Origin of the sequence: Paracraurococcus ruber (assembly GCF_004353985.1) — a bacterium.
Lineage (GTDB): Bacteria > Pseudomonadota > Alphaproteobacteria > Acetobacterales > Acetobacteraceae > Paracraurococcus > Paracraurococcus ruber.
Map to the genome: position 1 here is coordinate 1 of NZ_SMOA01000006.1, position 15,853 is coordinate 15,853.

Annotated in this window: 12 protein-coding genes; 8 read left to right on the forward strand and 4 right to left on the reverse strand. The window is 73.9% G+C overall.

From position 1 onward, the window contains the following. A partial coding sequence (locus E2C05_RS02815) for a Smr/MutS family protein (RefSeq protein WP_338045097.1) occupies positions 1-573 on the forward strand: 573 nt, incomplete at its 5' end. 58 nt (positions 574-631) lie between these two features. After that, positions 632-997: a helix-turn-helix domain-containing protein gene (locus E2C05_RS02820; RefSeq protein ID WP_133218084.1), complete on the forward strand. Its 366-nt coding sequence runs from the start codon at positions 632-634 to the stop codon at positions 995-997. A 103-nt stretch (positions 998-1,100) separates the two neighbouring features. Here E2C05_RS02820 and E2C05_RS02825 read toward each other — a convergent pair whose 3' ends face one another. Then, the gene (locus E2C05_RS02825) at positions 1,101-1,931 is read right to left on the reverse strand and encodes an alpha/beta fold hydrolase (RefSeq protein ID WP_133218085.1); all 831 of its coding nucleotides are present in this window, start codon (positions 1,929-1,931) and stop codon (positions 1,101-1,103) included. Between the two features lie 239 nt (positions 1,932-2,170). On the opposite strand from E2C05_RS02825, the gene E2C05_RS02830 reads away from it, so the two are divergent. The 4 genes from E2C05_RS02830 to E2C05_RS02845 all read left to right on the forward strand — a co-directional run bounded on the left by E2C05_RS02830 (position 2,171) and on the right by E2C05_RS02845 (position 10,728). Next, the gene (locus E2C05_RS02830) at positions 2,171-2,743 is read left to right on the forward strand and encodes a helix-turn-helix domain-containing protein (RefSeq protein WP_133218086.1); all 573 of its coding nucleotides are present in this window, start codon (positions 2,171-2,173) and stop codon (positions 2,741-2,743) included. 456 nt (positions 2,744-3,199) lie between these two features. Beyond that, the gene (locus tag E2C05_RS02835; protein ID WP_133218087.1) at positions 3,200-4,366 is read left to right on the forward strand and encodes an efflux RND transporter periplasmic adaptor subunit; all 1,167 of its coding nucleotides are present in this window, start codon (positions 3,200-3,202) and stop codon (positions 4,364-4,366) included. A gap of 76 nt (positions 4,367-4,442) precedes the next feature. After that, positions 4,443-7,640: an efflux RND transporter permease subunit gene (locus E2C05_RS02840; RefSeq protein ID WP_240046531.1), complete on the forward strand. Its 3,198-nt coding sequence runs from the start codon at positions 4,443-4,445 to the stop codon at positions 7,638-7,640. Positions 7,641-7,827: 187 nt separating this feature from the next. Then, positions 7,828-10,728, forward strand: a complete 2,901-nt coding sequence (locus E2C05_RS02845; protein WP_158291913.1) for an ATP-binding protein — start codon at positions 7,828-7,830, stop codon at positions 10,726-10,728. 386 nt (positions 10,729-11,114) lie between these two features. Here E2C05_RS02845 and E2C05_RS02850 read toward each other — a convergent pair whose 3' ends face one another. Continuing rightward, positions 11,115-11,693 carry a TetR/AcrR family transcriptional regulator gene (locus E2C05_RS02850; protein WP_133218089.1) on the reverse strand — a complete coding sequence of 193 codons (579 nt, stop codon included), beginning with the start codon at positions 11,691-11,693 and terminating at the stop codon, positions 11,115-11,117. A 113-nt stretch (positions 11,694-11,806) separates the two neighbouring features. On the opposite strand from E2C05_RS02850, the gene E2C05_RS02855 reads away from it, so the two are divergent. Both E2C05_RS02855 and E2C05_RS02860 read left to right on the forward strand, forming a co-directional pair. Further along, positions 11,807-12,643 (forward strand): SDR family NAD(P)-dependent oxidoreductase, encoded by an 837-nt coding sequence (locus E2C05_RS02855; RefSeq protein WP_133218090.1) that lies wholly within the window; start codon positions 11,807-11,809, stop codon positions 12,641-12,643. After that, entirely contained in the window at positions 12,640-14,046 is a 1,407-nt protein-coding gene (locus tag E2C05_RS02860) for an MATE family efflux transporter (protein WP_200305179.1), read from the forward strand. Before E2C05_RS02855 ends, E2C05_RS02860 begins: the two co-directional genes overlap by 4 nt. A gap of 64 nt (positions 14,047-14,110) precedes the next feature. Here the strand turns inward: E2C05_RS02860 and E2C05_RS02865 are convergent, their stop codons facing one another. Then, positions 14,111-14,611: a hypothetical protein gene (locus tag E2C05_RS02865; RefSeq protein WP_133218091.1), complete on the reverse strand. Its 501-nt coding sequence runs from the start codon at positions 14,609-14,611 to the stop codon at positions 14,111-14,113. Next, a complete protein-coding gene (locus tag E2C05_RS02870; RefSeq protein WP_133218092.1) occupies positions 14,608-15,777 on the reverse strand; it encodes a zinc-dependent alcohol dehydrogenase in 1,170 nt (389 codons plus the stop codon). Before E2C05_RS02870 ends, E2C05_RS02865 begins: the two co-directional genes overlap by 4 nt. Positions 15,778-15,853 lie beyond the last annotated feature (76 nt).

A 15,853-nucleotide genomic window follows, 5' to 3' on the forward strand; every position in this document is an offset into this window, starting at 1 on the left:
AGCGGCGGGGACGCCGCCCCGCCCCCGCGTGCCCGGCGGCTGCTGAGCGAGGCCGAGAGGGCCCTGTGGCAGCTCTACACCGCGCGCGCCCAGGTGGCGCCGCTGCCCGGCAAGGCGTTGCCGCCCCCGCCGGCACCGCCGACCGCCGCCGCCACCGCGCCTGCCTCGCCGCCCGCCGCCGTGCCCGTGCCGAAGCCGGCTGCCGCGCATCGCGGGGTGGAGGTGCAGATCGGCGCCCAGCCCGCCGGCCTGGACCAGAAGCGCTGGAAATCCCTCCGCCGCGGGGAGACGCGGCCGGAGCGCACGCTGGACCTGCATGGCCGTCGCGCGCAGGACGCCCATGCCGCCGTCCGCCGCTTCCTCCACCAGGCCCAGGCGGAAGGCCTGCGCTGCGTCGCCATCGTCACCGGCAAGGGCTCCATGGGACAGGAGATGGGGGTGCTGCGCCGCGAATTGCCGCATTGGCTGAACGCGCCGGACCTGCGGCCGCTGATCCTCGGCGCCGCGCACTACGCCGCCGGCAATCCCGGCGCCGTGGTGCTGCTGCTGCGCCGGCCGCGGGCGCCGCGCTGATGCTGCCGGGCCGCCGAAGCCCGCGCCGGCCGCCGGGCACCGCCTGCGCCGGTCCGGCATGACGCCCTTCGGCGCCCGCCTGCGCGCGCTGCGCGATGCCCGCGGCGTCACCCTGACCGACCTGGCGAAGGCGCTGCATGTCTCGCCCGCGTATCTCTCGGCGCTCGAGCACGGGCATCGCGGCCGCCCCTCCCCCGGCCTGATCCACCAGGTGAACGAGTTCTTCGGCCTGATCTGGGACGATGCGGAGGACATGGTGCGCCTGGCCCGCGTCTCGCATCCGCGGGTGGTGCTGGACACGGCGGGGCTGAGCCCGGAGGCGACCGCGCTGGCGAACCGGCTGGCGCGCGACATCCGCCGCCTGCCGCCGGACGCGATCGCGGCGCTGCTCGCCATCCTGGAACGCGCCGCGCCGGAGGCGTGACGCCAAGGGGGTCCCGCCCGGCCGCGCCGGCGCGGCCTTGCCCGCCGCCCCGGCGGCGAGGATGCGCAGCCTTCGGCAGGGCGCGTGCGGCCCCGTTGCGGCCTCAACCCTGCAGGAAGGCGAGCATGTCCTGGTTCAGGCGCTGCTTGTGGGTCTCCGTCAGACCATGCGGCGCGCCTGCATAGACCCGCAGCACGGCCTGCGGACCCAGTGCCTCGGCGGCGCGGCTGGCGCCGTCGACGGGCACCATCTGGTCGTCATCGCCATGCAGGACCAGCGTCGGCCGGTCGAAGTGCACCAGGTCGCGGCGGAAATCCGTCTGCCCGAAGGCGGCGATGCCGTCATACGCGGCCTTGTGCCCGGCCTGCAGCCCCTGCAGCACGAAGCGGTCGATCAAGGCTTGGCTGGCCGCGGCGCCGGCCCGGTTGAAGCCGTAGAAGGGGCCGGATGCCAGGTCGCTGTAGAGCTGCGCGCGGTTGTCGAGGCTGGCGGCGCGCAGGGCGTCGAAGGCCGCCATCGGCAGCCCGCGTGGATTATCCGGCATCCGCAGCAGCAGCGGCGTCACGGCGGCGATCAGGCCCAGCCGCGCGATGCGCGCCGTGCCGTGCCGGCCGACATAGCGCGCCACCTCCCCGCCGCCGGCGGAGACGCCGAACAGCGAGATGCCGCGCAGGTCCAGCGCCTCGACCAGCGCCGCCAGGTCGTCGGCATAGTGATCCATGTCGTGGCCATCCCAGGGCTGGCAGGAACGGCCATGGCCACGGCGGTCATGCGCCACCACGCGGAAGCCGCGTTGGGCAAGGTGCAGGGCCTGGCTTTCCAGGCTGTCGGCGTTCAGCGGCCAGCCATGGCTCAGCAGGACCACGGGCCCCGCGCACGGTCCCCAGTCCTGGTAGTGCAGCGTGATGCCGTCCCGCGTGGTGATGCTGCCCATGGTCGGTCTTGCCCTGCGGTTGCGGTTGGCGCGGCGGTCGCCGGGGCTGGATGTATCCGGCGGGCGCCCCGCGGCGGCTTGGCGGCCCGGCCGTGATTTGGCGATTTCGCCGCCGCTGCGGCCGCGGTGTGAATCGGGCGATTTGCAACGCTTAACTCACGCCTTGGCCGCGACCCGCGGCATGCCTTGCGCTGCGCGCCGCCCGGCAGGGGCCGGCGGCGCCGGAGGAGGGCAAACGGATGCAGACCATCGCCATGACGGACACCGCGGCGGGCGGCGTCCCGCCCGCCCTGGATGTCGCGCAATGGCTGAGCGCCGCGGCCGAAGGCATCCGCACCGATCCTGCGCAGCTGGACGCCATCCTGGCCGAAACCGGCGCCCGGCTGGGCGCGCTGCGCCGTGGCCTGGCGCAGTCCCGCCCTGGCGCCCCGGCCGGGCTGCTGGCCTGGCAGGTGCAGCGCCTCCGCCGCATGATCGAGGACCGGCTGCAGGAGAACCTGCCGGTGCCGGCGATGGCGGCGACGGTACGGCTCAGCCGCAGCCATTTCTGCCGCGCCTTCGCCGCCAGCTTCGGCTGCACCCCACATGCCTATCTGCAGGCGCGCCGCATCGCCCGCGCCCAGGCGCTGATGCTGGCGACGCGAGACCCGCTGGCGCAGATCGCGATCGCGTGCGGCTTCGCCGACCAGGCGCATCTCTCGCGCCTGTTCCGCCGCCATCTGGGCTGCACGCCCAGCGCCTGGCGCCGCAGCCAGGATCCGGCGGCGCCCAGAAGCCATGCGCCGCTGGCCCCGCTGCCCGCCGCCGCGTGACCTGCGATGCAGCCGCCATCCCGATGCCGCAGCGGCCGCGCCGGCCTGGCCAGGGCAGGCGCGTGGCCGTCCTGGCCGCATGAACGGCGGCGGCCGTCCTCCGCATCACCGGCCGCGCCAGGCCGCGCGCGGGGGCGCCGGAAGCGACGATGCGCGCGATGCGGTCCTTGCGACCGCGCGCGATAGGCGCGGGCGCATCGCCCGCTGGCGGCGGGACGGGATCGGCAGGCCCATGGCGCCGGCATTGGCCATTGCCGATGCCGGCAATCCATCGCAAGGCTTGGCCGAGGCGCGGCGCGCCCGCTTGCCGATCGGATGCTGCGCCGGGCCGCCGGCATGGTAGCCTGCGGCAACAGCCGGGGATCGCGGGCGGATGGGCGGGCAGGGGACCAGGATCGCTGCGTGGTGCGGGGCCGGGCTCCGGCCGCCCGCCCGCCCGGTGGCGCGAACCGCTTGATGCGAAGCCTGCGGCAGCGCCGCGCCGCGGCGCCGCGGCTGCTGGCCGTGCTCTGCCTTCTCCTCGCGCTGCTGCCCGGCTGCGACAAGCATGAGCAGGAGATGGCGCCGGAAGTGGCGCCGGTGGTCACGGTGGTGCGACCGGTGCAGCGGCAGGTGACCGACTGGGACGAGTTCACCGGCCGCTTCGTGAGCGTGGAGCGGGTGGAGCTCCGCGCCCGGGTCAGCGGCTATCTCGACAGCTTCGAATTCCAGGACGGCCAGGTGGTGCGGCGCGGCGACCTGCTGTTCCGCATCGACGCCAGGCCCTTCCGCACCGCCATCATCGATGCGGAGGCGCGGCTGGTCGCCGCCCGGTCCCAGGTGGTGCTGGCCGAGCGGGAGTTCGAGCGGACCCGCAACCTGCTGACCGCCCGCGCCGCGTCGGAGGCGAATGTCGAGCAGCGGGCGCAGGCGCTGGATGCCGCCCGCGCCGCCGTCACCCAGGCCGATGCGGCCCTGCAGCGGGCCCGGCTGGACCTGGAGTTCACCGAAGTGCGCGCCCCGGTCGCCGGCCGTATCGGCCGCCACCTGGTCAGCCCCGGCAACCTGGTCTCGGGTGGGGAGGGCAGCACGGCGACGCTGCTGGCGACGATCGTCACCATCGACCCGATCGACTTCGGCTTCGACATCGACCAGGCGGCGGGGCTGCGCTACGCGCGCCTCGCGGTCAGCGGCGGCCGGCCATCCTCGCGCGACATGCAGAACCCGGTGCAGCTGGCGCTGGCGGACGAGACGGGATTCCCGCATGCCGGCCGCGTGGTCTTCGTCGACAACGAGGCGGATGCGGGCACCGGCACCATCCGGCTGCGCGCCCGCTTCGCCAATCCGCGCGACCTGTTCCTGCCCGGCGGCTTCGCCCGGGTGCGGCTGGTGGCCAGCGCGCCCTACCAGGCGCTGCTGGTGCCCGACAGCGCGGTGGCCACCGACCAGTCCCGCCGCGTGGTCTATGTATTGGGTGAAGGCGACAAGCTGCAGATGCGCCAGGTCCAGCTCGGCTCCCTGCATGACGGGATGCGGGTGATCCGCAGCGGCCTCGACGGGTCCGAGGAGGTGGTGACCACCGGGCTGACGCGCATCCGCGCCGGCCAGGCGGTACGCCCGAACCGCGAAGGACCGAAGTCGTGAAGGCGGAAAGACTCGAGGGTTCCAAAGGCCTTTCGGCCCTTGGCGGTGGGAGCGCGAGGGACGCAGGGCCTCCCTCGTGAGCAACCTCGGCGTCCTTTCCGTCCGCCAGCCGGTCCTCGCCTGCGTGATGTCGCTGGTGCTGCTGATCGTCGGCGGGCTGTCGCTGCTGTCGCTGCCCATCTCGGAATACCCGGATGTCGCGCCGCCCACGGTCGTCGTCGCCACCTCGTATCCCGGCGCCTCCGCCCAGGTGGTGGCGGACACGGTGGCGACGCCGATCGAGCAGGAGGTGAACGGGACCGAGGGCATGCTCTACATGTCCTCCCAGTCCACCTCGGACGGGCGGATGGTGCTGACCGTCACCTTCCGCCTGGGCACCGACCCGGACCGGGCGCAGATCCTGGTGCAGGGCGCCGTCTCCACCGCCTTGCCGAGATTGCCGGAGGAGGTGCGGCGCTGGGGCGTGACGACGCGCAAGCTGGCGACCGACCGGCTGATGATCGTCTTCGTCAGCTCGCCCGATGGCAGCTACGACCAGCTCTATGTCTCGAACTACGCGCTGCGGCAGGTGCGGGACGAGCTGCTGCGGATCGACGGCATCGGCGACATCGACATGCAGGGCGCGCGCGACTACGCCATGCGCGTCTGGCTCGACCCGGGCCGCATGGCCGCGAACGGCGTGACGGCGGAGGACGTGATCGCCGCCGTGCAGGCGCAGAATGCCGAAGTGGCGGGCGGGCAGATCGCCGAGCCGCCGGTGACCGGCCAGGCCTTCCAGCCCAACCTGATGTTCCGCGGCCGCCTGGCCGACCCGGCAGAGTTCGAGCACATCGTCATCCGCGCCGGCGCCGATGGGCGGCTGCTGCGGCTGCATGATGTGGGGCGGGTGGAGCTGGGGGCGGCCGCCTACACCACCGGCAGCACGCTGCAGGGAAGGCCGGCGGTGGCGCTGGCGGTCACCCAGCGCCCCGGGTCCAACGCGCTGGCCACCGCCACGCAGATCCGCACCCGCCTGGCGGAAATCACCGCCAATTTCCCCGCCGGCATCCAGGCCGAGATCGCCTACGACCCGACCCGCTTCGTCGCCGACAGCGTGCAGGAACTGGTGAAGACCATCGGGGAAGCGGTGCTGCTGGTGGTCTTCGTCGTGCTGCTGTTCCTGCAGAACTGGCGGGCGGCGATGATCCCCATCCTGGCGATCCCCGTCTCCCTCATCGGCACCTTCGGCGTGATGATCGCGCTGGGCTACACGCTGAATGTGCTGACGCTGTTCGGGCTGGTGCTGGCGGTGGGCATCGTCGTGGACGATGCCATCGTGGTGGTGGAGAACGTGGACCGCCACCTGCGCGACGAGCCGACGGTCGAGCAGGCGGCGACGCGGACGATGCGGGAGGTCGGCGGGGCGCTCATCTCCATCGCCCTCGTGCTTTGCGCCGTCTTCGTCCCGACCGCCTTCTTGGAAGGCATCGCCGGCAATTTCTTCCGCCAGTTCGCCGTCACCATCGCGGTGGCCACGGCGCTGTCCTGCTTCTGCTCCCTCACCCTCAGCCCGGCGCTGGCGACGCTGATCCTGAAGCCGGAGGAACCGGGGGCGCATGCCCGGCGCAGCCTGCCGGCGCGCGTCACCGGCTGGCTGCTGGACGGCTTCAACCGCGGCTTCGACCGGCTGGCGGAGGGCTACGGGGCGATGACCAGGCAGCTCGCGCCGCGCGCCCTGCTCATGCTCACCTTCTATGCCGGGCTGATCGGCGCGGTGGGCTGGCTGCTGGTGACCTCGCCGCAGGGCTTCGTCCCGGCGCAGGACCGCGGCTATGCCATCGTCTCGATCGAACTGCCCGGCGGCGCCTCCCTCGCCCGCACCACGGCGGTGGTGGAACGCGCGGCCGCCATCGCGCGGGACGTGCCGGGGGTCGGCCGCGTCGCCGGCCTTGCCGGCGTCTCCGGCGCGACCAACACCGCCGGCGGCAACCAGGGCCAGCTCACCGTCGTCTTCGCCGGCTGGGAGGAGCGGCTGGAGCATGGGCACACCGCCAGCCGCATCATGGCGGCGCTGCGTCAGCGGCTGGCCGTGCTGCAGGACGCGACGGTGCTGGTCATCCCGCCGCCCGCCGTCCCCGGGCTCGGCAGCGGCGCCGGCTTCGCCCTGCGGCTGGAGGACCGGACCGGCCGCGGCACCGCCGTGCTGGCGGATGCGGCGCAGAGCCTGGCGGAGGCGCTGAACCGCACCCCGGGCCTCGCCAATGTCTATACCCCCTTCAGCGTCGACAGCCCGCTGATCGCGGTGGACATCGACCGGACGCGCGCGGAGATGCTGGGCGTGCCGGTGGCGCGGCTGAGCCAGAGCATCGAGACGCTGCTCGGTTCCTCCTACGTCAACGACTTCACCGCCTATGGCCGCAACTGGCGGGTGGTGGCGCAGGCGGCGCCCGAATTCCGGCGGGAGGCAGCGGATCTCGCGCGGCTCTACGCCCGCAACAACGACGGCGCGATGGTGCCGCTGGCCAATGTCATGTCCTTCCGCGACATCGCCGGGCCGCAGCGGGTGCCGCGCTACAACCTCTACCCGGCCGCCGAGGTGGCGGGGGACATCCGGCCCGGCCTCGGCTCCTCCGCCGCGCTGCGGGTGATCGAGGCGACGGCGCGGCGGGAATTGCCGGACGGCATCGGCTTCGAATGGACCGACCTGTCCTTCGAGCAGCGGAACAGCGGCAATGCCGGGCTGTGGATCTTCCCGCTCTGCGTCGTCTTCGTCTACCTGGTGCTGGCGGCGCAGTACGGGTCTTGGACGCTGCCCTTCGCCGTCATCCTCATCGTGCCGATGTGCCTGCTGACCTCCACCCTGGGCGTGCGCCTGCTGGGGCAGGACGTGAACATCCTGACGCAGATCGGCTTCGTGGTGCTGGTGGGGCTGGCGGCGAAGAACGCCATCCTGATCGTCGAATTCGCCTCGGCGCTCGAGGATGAGGGGAAGTCGCCGCTGGAAGCGGTGGTGCAGGCCTGCCGGCTGCGGCTGCGGGCGATCCTGATGACCTCGCTCGCCTTCATCCTCGGCGTGCTGCCGCTGGTCGTCGCCGAAGGCGCGGGCGCGGAGATGCGGCGGGCGGTGGGCGCGGCGGTGTTCTTCGGGATGATCGGCGTGACCCTGTTCGGGCTGATCTTCACGCCGGTCTTCTACCTGACCATCCGGCGCATCCGCGGGCCGAAGCGGTCGAAGCTGTACCAGATGAAGCGGCGGCAGCGCGGCGCCGCGCCGGCCGGGGCCGCGGCGCACTGACGCCATGATGCACTGACGCAGAGTTACGCTGGCGGCGCAATGCACTGGCGCCGGCCGCGCCAAGGCAGCCGCGGCACGACGGGCCGCCGCGGCTGACGCGGCTGACGCGGCTGACGCGATCGTCGCTTGACCTTGGACCTGGGTACCTTCTTGGTTCACGCGTCCCGTGACAGCGACCCCGCCCCCCGTGCCCGCGTCCGACGGCCTGCTCGGCTTCGGGCCCTTCCGACTGGACCGGCAGCGCCGGCTGCTGCTGCTGGCGGATGGCCGGCCGGTGGAGCTCGGCAGCCGCGCGCTGGACATCCTCCTCCTCCTGCTGGAACGGCCAGGCGCGCTGGTCGGCAAGGCCGAGCTGATGGCGCGCGTCTGGCCTGGCCTGACGGTGGAGGACGGCAATCTCCGCGTGCAGATGGCCGGGCTGCGCAAGGCGCTGGCCGAGGCGACCCCCGACCGGGCGGATGGCCGCTATGTCGAGACCGTCCCGGGCCTCGGCTATCGCTTCGTCGCGCCCGTGCAGGTCATGCCGGACCCGGCGTCGCCAGGACCGGCGCCCGCCGCGCCGCCGGCCGCCCGGCTGTTCGGCCGGGAGGCGGCGCTGGCGCAGGTGCTGGCCGGGCTGCGGCAGGCGCGGCTGGTGACGCTGGTCGGGCCGGGCGGCATCGGCAAGACGACGCTGGCCGGCAGCCTGGCCATCCGGGATCCGCCGCTCGGCCTGCCGGTGCGGGTGGTGGACCTCTCGCCGCTGAGCGACCCGGTCCTAGTCCCGGGCGCGATCGCCGCCGTCCTCGGCGTGGCGACCCGTGGCGGGGATGGCGCGGCGGGGCTGGTGGCGCTGCTGCGCGACCGGTCCCTGCTGCTGGTGCTGGACGGGTGCGAGCATCTGCTGGCGACCGTCGCCGCCCTGGCGGAGGCGCTGCTGCGCGGCGCGCCCGGGCTGCGCATCCTGGCCACCAGCCAGGAACCGCTGGAGGCGGAAGGGGAGATGGTGCTGCGGCTGCCGCCGCTGGCCCTGCCACCGGACCAGCCGCATCTGGGCGCCCGGGAAGCGATGGCCTCGCCCGCCGTGCAGCTCTTCGTCGCCCGTGCCGCGGCGCGTCTCGGCGGCTATGCGCTGACGGATGCCGAGGCGCCGGTGGTCGCCGCCATCTGCCGGCGGCTGGACGGCATCGCCCTGGCGATCGAGATGGCGGCCGGGCGGGTGGACAGCTTCGGCGTGGACGGCGTCAACCGGTTGCTGGACGACCGCTTCCGGCTGCTGGTCGGCGGCCGCCGCACCGCCCTGCCGCGGCACCAGGCGCTGCGCGCCACGCTGGGCTGGAGCTTCGACCTGCTGGCGGAGGAGGACCGGGACATCCTCTCCGGCCTGGCGGTCTTCGCCGGCCCCTTCACCCTGGGCGCGGCGGAGGCGGTGCTGGCCTCCGACGGGGTGGAGGGGTGGCGGGTGGCCGAGGCGATCGGGACCCTGGTCGCCAAATCCCTGGTCAGCGCCGACCTGCGGCAGGCGCCGGTGCAGTACCGGCTGCTGGAGACGACGCGCGCCTTCGCGCTGGAGCAGCTGCGGGCCCGCCCGGCCATGGCGGCGCTGGCCCGCCGGCATGCCGAGCATTACCGCGACCGCATGCTGGAGGCCGAGGCGGCCTGGGAACGGACCGAGGCGCGGACCTGGCTCGCGCTCTATGGCCGGGACATCGACAATGTGCGCGCCGCGCATGACTGGGCCTTCTCGCCCGGCGGCGACCGCAGCATCGGCCTGGCGCTGACCGCCGCCGCGGCGGTGCTGTGGTTCCAGCTGGCGCTGCTCGAGGAAGGCCGGGCGCGGTTCGAGACGGCGCTGCGCGAGATGGACGCGGCCGGCTGCGGCGACCCGGCGGTGGATATCCGGGTGCTGGCGGCGCTCGCCGCCTCCCTTACCTACACCATCGGCCCGGGCCCGGAGGTGGACCGGGTCTGCGACCGCGCCCTGGAACTGGCGGACAGCGCCGGCGCCGGCGGCTGGCGGATGCGGGCGCTCTGGGCCAGCTGGGTGACGCGGCTGGCCGATGGGCGCTTCGCGGCGTCGCTGGACATGGCGCTGGCCTTCCAGTCCCTGGCCGGGGCCGCGGGCGACGCGGCCAACATCATCACCGGCCACCGGCTCGCCGGCGTGGCGCGCACCTATCTCGGCCGCCTGGACGGGGCGGCGGCGGCGCTGGACGCGGCGCTGGCGCCCCCGGCCCGCGGCTCGCACGTCGTCCGCGTGCCGTTCAACCAGCAGCTCACGGCACGGTCCTTCCGCAGCCAGGTGCTGTGGCTGCAGGGCTTCCCGGAGCAGGCGCTGGACATGGCGCGGCGCGCGGTGGCGGAGGCCGAGGCGCTGGACCAGCCGCTGAGCCTGTCGCTGACGCTGGCGGAGGCCGGCTGCCCGATCCCGCAGCTGGCGGGCGACCTGGCGCTGCTGGACCGGCATGTGGCGCTGATGGCGCGGACGGCGGCGGACTACCCCTTCGGCCCCTGGGCCGCCTGGGCCGCCTGCTTCGAGGGCGGGCTGCTGGCGGCCCGCGGCGAGACGGCGGCGGGAATCGCGCGGCTGCGCACCGGGCTGGACCTGCTGCGGCAGACCCGCTGGCAGATCCGGCGGACGCCCTTCCTGGCGGATCTCGGCGCGGCGCTGCTGGCGGCGGGGGAGACGGCGGAAGCCCGCGCGACGCTGGCCGAGGCGCTGGCGCGGGCCAGGCGGGACGAGGAGGCGTGGTGCCTGCCGGAATTGCTGCGGCGGCAGGCCGCGCTCGACCTCGCGGAGGCGCGGCGGGGCGAGGCCGAGGCCGGGCTGCGCGAGGCGCTGGCGGTCGCCGAGGCGCAGGGCGCGTTGTCCTGGACGCTGCGGGCGGCGACCGACCTGGCGGGGCTGCTGCCCGCCGCGGCGGGACATGCGGTGCTGGCGCCGGTGCTGGCGCGCTTCACCGAGGGCTTCGGGCTGCCGGACCTGCAGGCGGCGGCGGCGCGGCTCCGCATGGCAGCGGCTGGCGGGTCCCGCGCCGCCCGGGACGAGGGCGCATCGCCCATCGACCCGCCGCGCGAGGCCGAGCGGCAAGGCGACCCGGGGGCCTGAGGCGCGGCGGCGCTCCGGCGGCCTGCCGGGTCGGTTGACCCCGCACGCCGCTGCAAGCCATTGCCGGTGCAGCGGCTACGCGCCTCGCGCCGGTCACTGCCGCCCGCGATCCGTTCCAGCCAGCCGGCCGTTCGCTCCCGCCATCGGGCGAGCGGCCAGCCGTCGCGGCGATGGCGGCGAGGCCACCCGGCCCGGAGGCTCGGCCGCCCAGCCCGGGCGAGCCCGGACGCCCCATGGCGGCATCGCTGTGCCGCCATTCCGCCGCCGGCGGGGGCAGGTAGCGAGGGCGGCATGCGCCTGCGATGCCACATGCCAGTGGCCCGACATCCTTGCCTTCAAGGACGGGCGCCGCGCGCCGCGGCGCCATCCGCTCCGGCTGGCGGCCGTCAATCCTCGCCCGGTGGCGCCGCCAGCGCCTCGGTCGCGGCGGAGAGGATGCGGTCCGACAAGGCCGGGTCGTTCACCGCGCGGGCCAGGATCAGCGCGCCGATCATGCCGGCCAGCATGGCCAGCGCCGCATCCTCCCGCGCCTGGTCGCCGTGGCGGCCGGGCAGCAGGCGGGCCAGCCGTGCCGCGCGGTCCCGCAGCGCCGCGGTGAAGATCGCGCGCAGCCCGGGCGACTGGCGCGAGATCTCGCAGCCCAGCGCGGCGAAGGCGCAGCCCTGCCCGGGCGCGTCGCGATGCGCCAGCGCCAGGTAGCGGGCGAGGACATCTTTCAGCATCTCCGGCCCGGCCTCCTCCGGGAGCCGCGCCAGGGGGCTGCGGGACAGGGCCTGTTCGACTGCCGCCGCCGCCAGCCGGTCCTTCGAGCCGAACTGGCTGTAGAGGCTGCCATGGGTCAGCCCGGCGGCCTCGGCCACCGCATCCACGCCGACGCCGTCCAGCCCGCGTTCGCGGAACAGCCACGCCGCTTCCTCGAGGATCCGGGCCCGATTCGCCGCCGCCTGCGCCTTCGAGACCCGCACCCCTGCCGACCCTTCTCCGATCCCAGATTTCCTGCTTGACAGTTTTAATAGCGGTCGCCACCAATGTCAAACATGGCGATCGTCATTAAAATTCGCCGCAAGGAGAGGTCTCCATGCCTGCTTCCCATGCCGCCCCCCCGGGCGCCGGCACCGCGCTGGTCACCGGCGCTTCCGCCGGCATCGGCGCCGCCTATGCGGAGCGCCTGGCCCGGCGCGGCCATAACCTGATCCTCGTCGCCCGCAGCGCCGGCCGGCTGGAGGATGTGGCCGCCACCCTGCGCGCCCAGACTGGCCGCGGCGTGGAGGTGCTGGCGGCCGACCTGGCGCAGGAGGCCGGCCTGGCGCTGGTGGAGGCGCGGCTGCGAGCGGACCCGCACATCGCCCTGCTGGTGAACAATGCCGGCATGGCGTTGGCCGGGCCGGTGGCAGGCGCCGATCCGGCGCGGCTGGCGGCCATGGTGCAGCTGAACGTGGTAGCGGCAGCGCGGCTGGCCGCCGCCGCGGCCACCGCCTTCAGGGCGCGCGGCCAGGGCACGCTGGTGAACATCGCCTCCGTCCTCGGCCTGGCGCCGGAGCGCTTCAACGCGGTCTATGCCGCCTCGAAGGCCTTCATGCTGGCGCTGTCGCAGGGGCTGGACGCGGAGCTGCGCGGCAGCGGCGTGCGGGTGCAGGCGGTGCTGCCGGGCGCGACGCGCACCGCCATCTGGGCCGCCGCCGGCCTGGACCTGGCCAGCATCCCCGCCGACATGGTGATGGAGGTGAAGGAAATGGTGGACGCCGCCCTCGCCGGCCTGGATGCCGGGGAACTGGTCACTCTCCCCTCCCTGCCCGATGCGGCCGGTTGGGAAAGGCTGGACCGGGCGCGCCTTGCCCTCGGCCCCCACCTGTCGCGCCGCCATGCCGCCGAGCGCTACGCGCGCGGCGGGCAGCCGGCGGAGGCGGGCGCGTGAGCGCCGCGCTGTCCCCGGCCATCCCCGGGGCGGTTGCCGCGCCGGGGGCGGCCGAGCTGAACCCGCGCACGCGGCGGCTGCTGCACGACCCGATCGTGCCGACGCTGCTGCGCATGGCCTGGCCCAACATCCTGATCATGCTGGCGCAGGCCTCCACCGGGCTGATCGAGACCTGGTGGGTTTCCCACCTCGGGACCGATGCGCTGGCCGGCATGGCGCTGGTCTTCCCGCCGGTGATGCTGATGCAGATGATCTCGGCCGGCGCGCTGGGCGGCGGCATCTCCTCGGCCGTGGCGCGGGCGCTGGGCGCGGGGAAGCGGGACACGGCGGATGCGCTGGTGCTGCACGCCGTCATCATCAACCTGGTGCTCGGGCTGGCTTTCTCCGCCCTCATGCTCGGCTTCGGGCGCGGGATCTACCAAGCGATGGGCGGGGAGGGCGGCGCGCTGGAGGCGGCGCTGGCCTATTCCCACATCGTCTTCCTCGGCAATCCGCTGCTCTGGCTGATGAACGGCCTCGCCAGCGTCATCCGCGGCACCGGCAACATGCTGGTCCCCGCGCTGGTGATCTGCGCCGGCGTGGCGCTGCTGGTGCCGCTGTCGCCGCTACTGATCTTCGGCTTCGGGCCGGTGCCCGCGCTGGGCGTGGCCGGCGGCGGCTGGGCGCTGGTGCTGTTCAACGTCATGGGCTGCGCGGTGCTGGGCTGGTATGTGCTGTCCGGCCGCAACCTGGCGCGCTTCCGCCCGGCGGCGCTGCGCTGGCCGATGCTGCGGGAGATCCTGCGGATCGGCGCCGTCGCCGCCATCAGCACCCTGCAGACCAACCTGACCATCGCGCTGCTGACCGCGCTGGTGGCCGGCCATGCCGGGCTGGATGCGGTGGCGGGGTTCGGGACGGGCGCGCGCCTGGAATACCTGCTGGTGCCGCTGGCCTTTGGCCTGGGGGCGCCGCTGGTGGCGCTGGTCGGCACCAATATCGGCGCCGGCCAGCGGGAGAGGGCGCTGCGCATCGCGCTGACCGGCGGCGGCATCGCCTTCCTGCTGACCGGGATGGTGGGCGTGCTGGCGGCCTGCTTCCCGGTGGCTTGGCTGGGGCTGTTCAGCGCCGAGCCCGGGATGATCGAGGCGGGCAGCCAGTACCTGCGCATGGTCGGCCCGGCCTATGGCTTTTTCGGCCTCGGGCTGGCGCTGTACTTCGCCTCGCAGGGCGCGGGGCGGCTGGGCTGGCCGCTGGGCGCGGGCTTCCTGCGCATGGTGATCGCGGTCGGCGGCGGCTGGCTGGCGCTGCGGCTGACGGGATCGCTGGAAGCATTGTTCGCCGTCGCCGCATTCGCGCTGGCGGTCTACGGCACCGTGCTTGCCCTGGCGGTCAGGGCCGGCGTCTGGTTCCGCGCCGCGGGCTGACCTCCCGGTTTCCAAAGGCCCTTCGGCCTTTGGCGGGAGGAGTGTGAGGAGGGCAGCGCCCTCCTCACGCCGCGGACGTCCACGGCCTCAGCGCCTCCGGGATGCGGAAATCCTTCGGCACCTCGAAGTCGCTCGCCGCGCCGCGCATCTGCCCGGGCGTTTTCGGCATGCCGCGCCGGTCGGCGAAGCTGCGGACGGGCTGGCGTTCCCGGCGGCTGGAGAGCGCCCGGGCGCAGAGCACGTCCAGCAGCGTGACGCCGGCGACGGCGGCCAGCGCGACGCCGGCGCCGCCGCGCCGGCGGCCCAGCCCCGTCGCCAGCGTACCGAGGTCGAGCGCATCGCCGGCGACGCGGCCCCAGATCCAGGGCGTCGGGTCGCGTGAGGCCAGGATGCCGATGCCGGTTGCGATCTCCCGCGCGCCGTAGCCGGCGATCAGCCCTTCCTGCCCGCGCAGGCCGAGGCCGCGGGCCAGCGCGCGCGGCGCCAGCAGTTCCACCACGCCGAGGCCGATGCTGAACCAGCCGAGGCCGCGGGCGACACCGAGCGTCCTGTCGGCGCGCCTCATGGCCGGATCACCACCTTGATGCAGCTGTCCAGCTTGTCGCGGAAGGTCTTGTACATCTCCGGCCCCTGTTCCAGCCCGATGCGGTGGGTGATGACGAAGGACGGGTCGATCTGCCCCTGCTCGATGCGGCGAAGCAGGTCGTCGCTCCAACGGTTCACATGCGTCTGGCCCATGCGGAAGGTCAGGCCCTTGTTCATGGCCATGCCGAAGGGGATCTTGTCGACCAGCCCGCCATAGACGCCGGGGATGGAGAGCACGCCGGCCGGGCGGCAGACATACATCATCTCCCGCAGCACATGCGGCCGGTCGGTCTCCAGCATCACCGCCTGCTTGGCGCGGTCATAGATGCTGTCCAGCGTGGCGGTGGCGTGCGCCTCAAGCCCCACGCAGTCGATGCATTTCTCCGGCCCCTTGCCTTTGGTCAGCTCGTTCAGCCGCTCGACCGTGCTCTCGGTCTCGAAATTGATGGTGGTGGCGCCGCCGGCGGCGGCCATCGAGAGGCGTTCGGGCACGCAGTCGATGGCGATCACCTGGCGGGCGCCGAGCAGGATGGCGCTGCGGATCGCCATCTGGCCGACCGGGCCGCAGCCCCAGATCGCCACCGTGTCCTCCGGCTGGATGTCGCACTGCACGGCGGCCTGCCAGCCGGTCGGGAAGATGTCGGACAGGAACAGCACCTGCTCGTCCGTCAGGCTCTGCGGCACCTTGATATGCGTCTTGTCGGCGAAGGGCACGCGCAGGTATTCCGCCTGCCCGCCGGGATAGCCGCCGGTCAGGTGGGTGTAGCCGAACAGCCCGGCGGTGGTGTGGCCGAAGACCTTGTCGGCCATGTCCTTGTTGCGGTTGGACCGCTCGCAGACGCTGAAATTGCCGCGTTTGCACTGGTCGCAGTCGCCGCAGATGATGGTGAAGGGGATGACGACGCGGTCGCCCTTCTTCAGGCCACGGCAGTCCGGCCCCACCTCCTCGACGATGCCCATGGTCTCATGGCCCATGATGTCGCCGTTCTTCATGCCGGGCATGAAGTTGTCGTACAGATGAAGGTCGGAGCCGCAGATCGCGCAGGACGTGACCTTGATGATCGCGTCGCGCGGCTGTTCGATCCGCGGATCGGGAACGTTGTCGCAGCGGATGTCCTGCTTGCCGTGCCATACCAGTGCGCGCATGCCGGGGTTCCTCCCGAGAGCACGCCGCGCCCGCCTGCGCGCGCGCGGCCTGCCCTCCTCATTGTTGGCGGAGCGT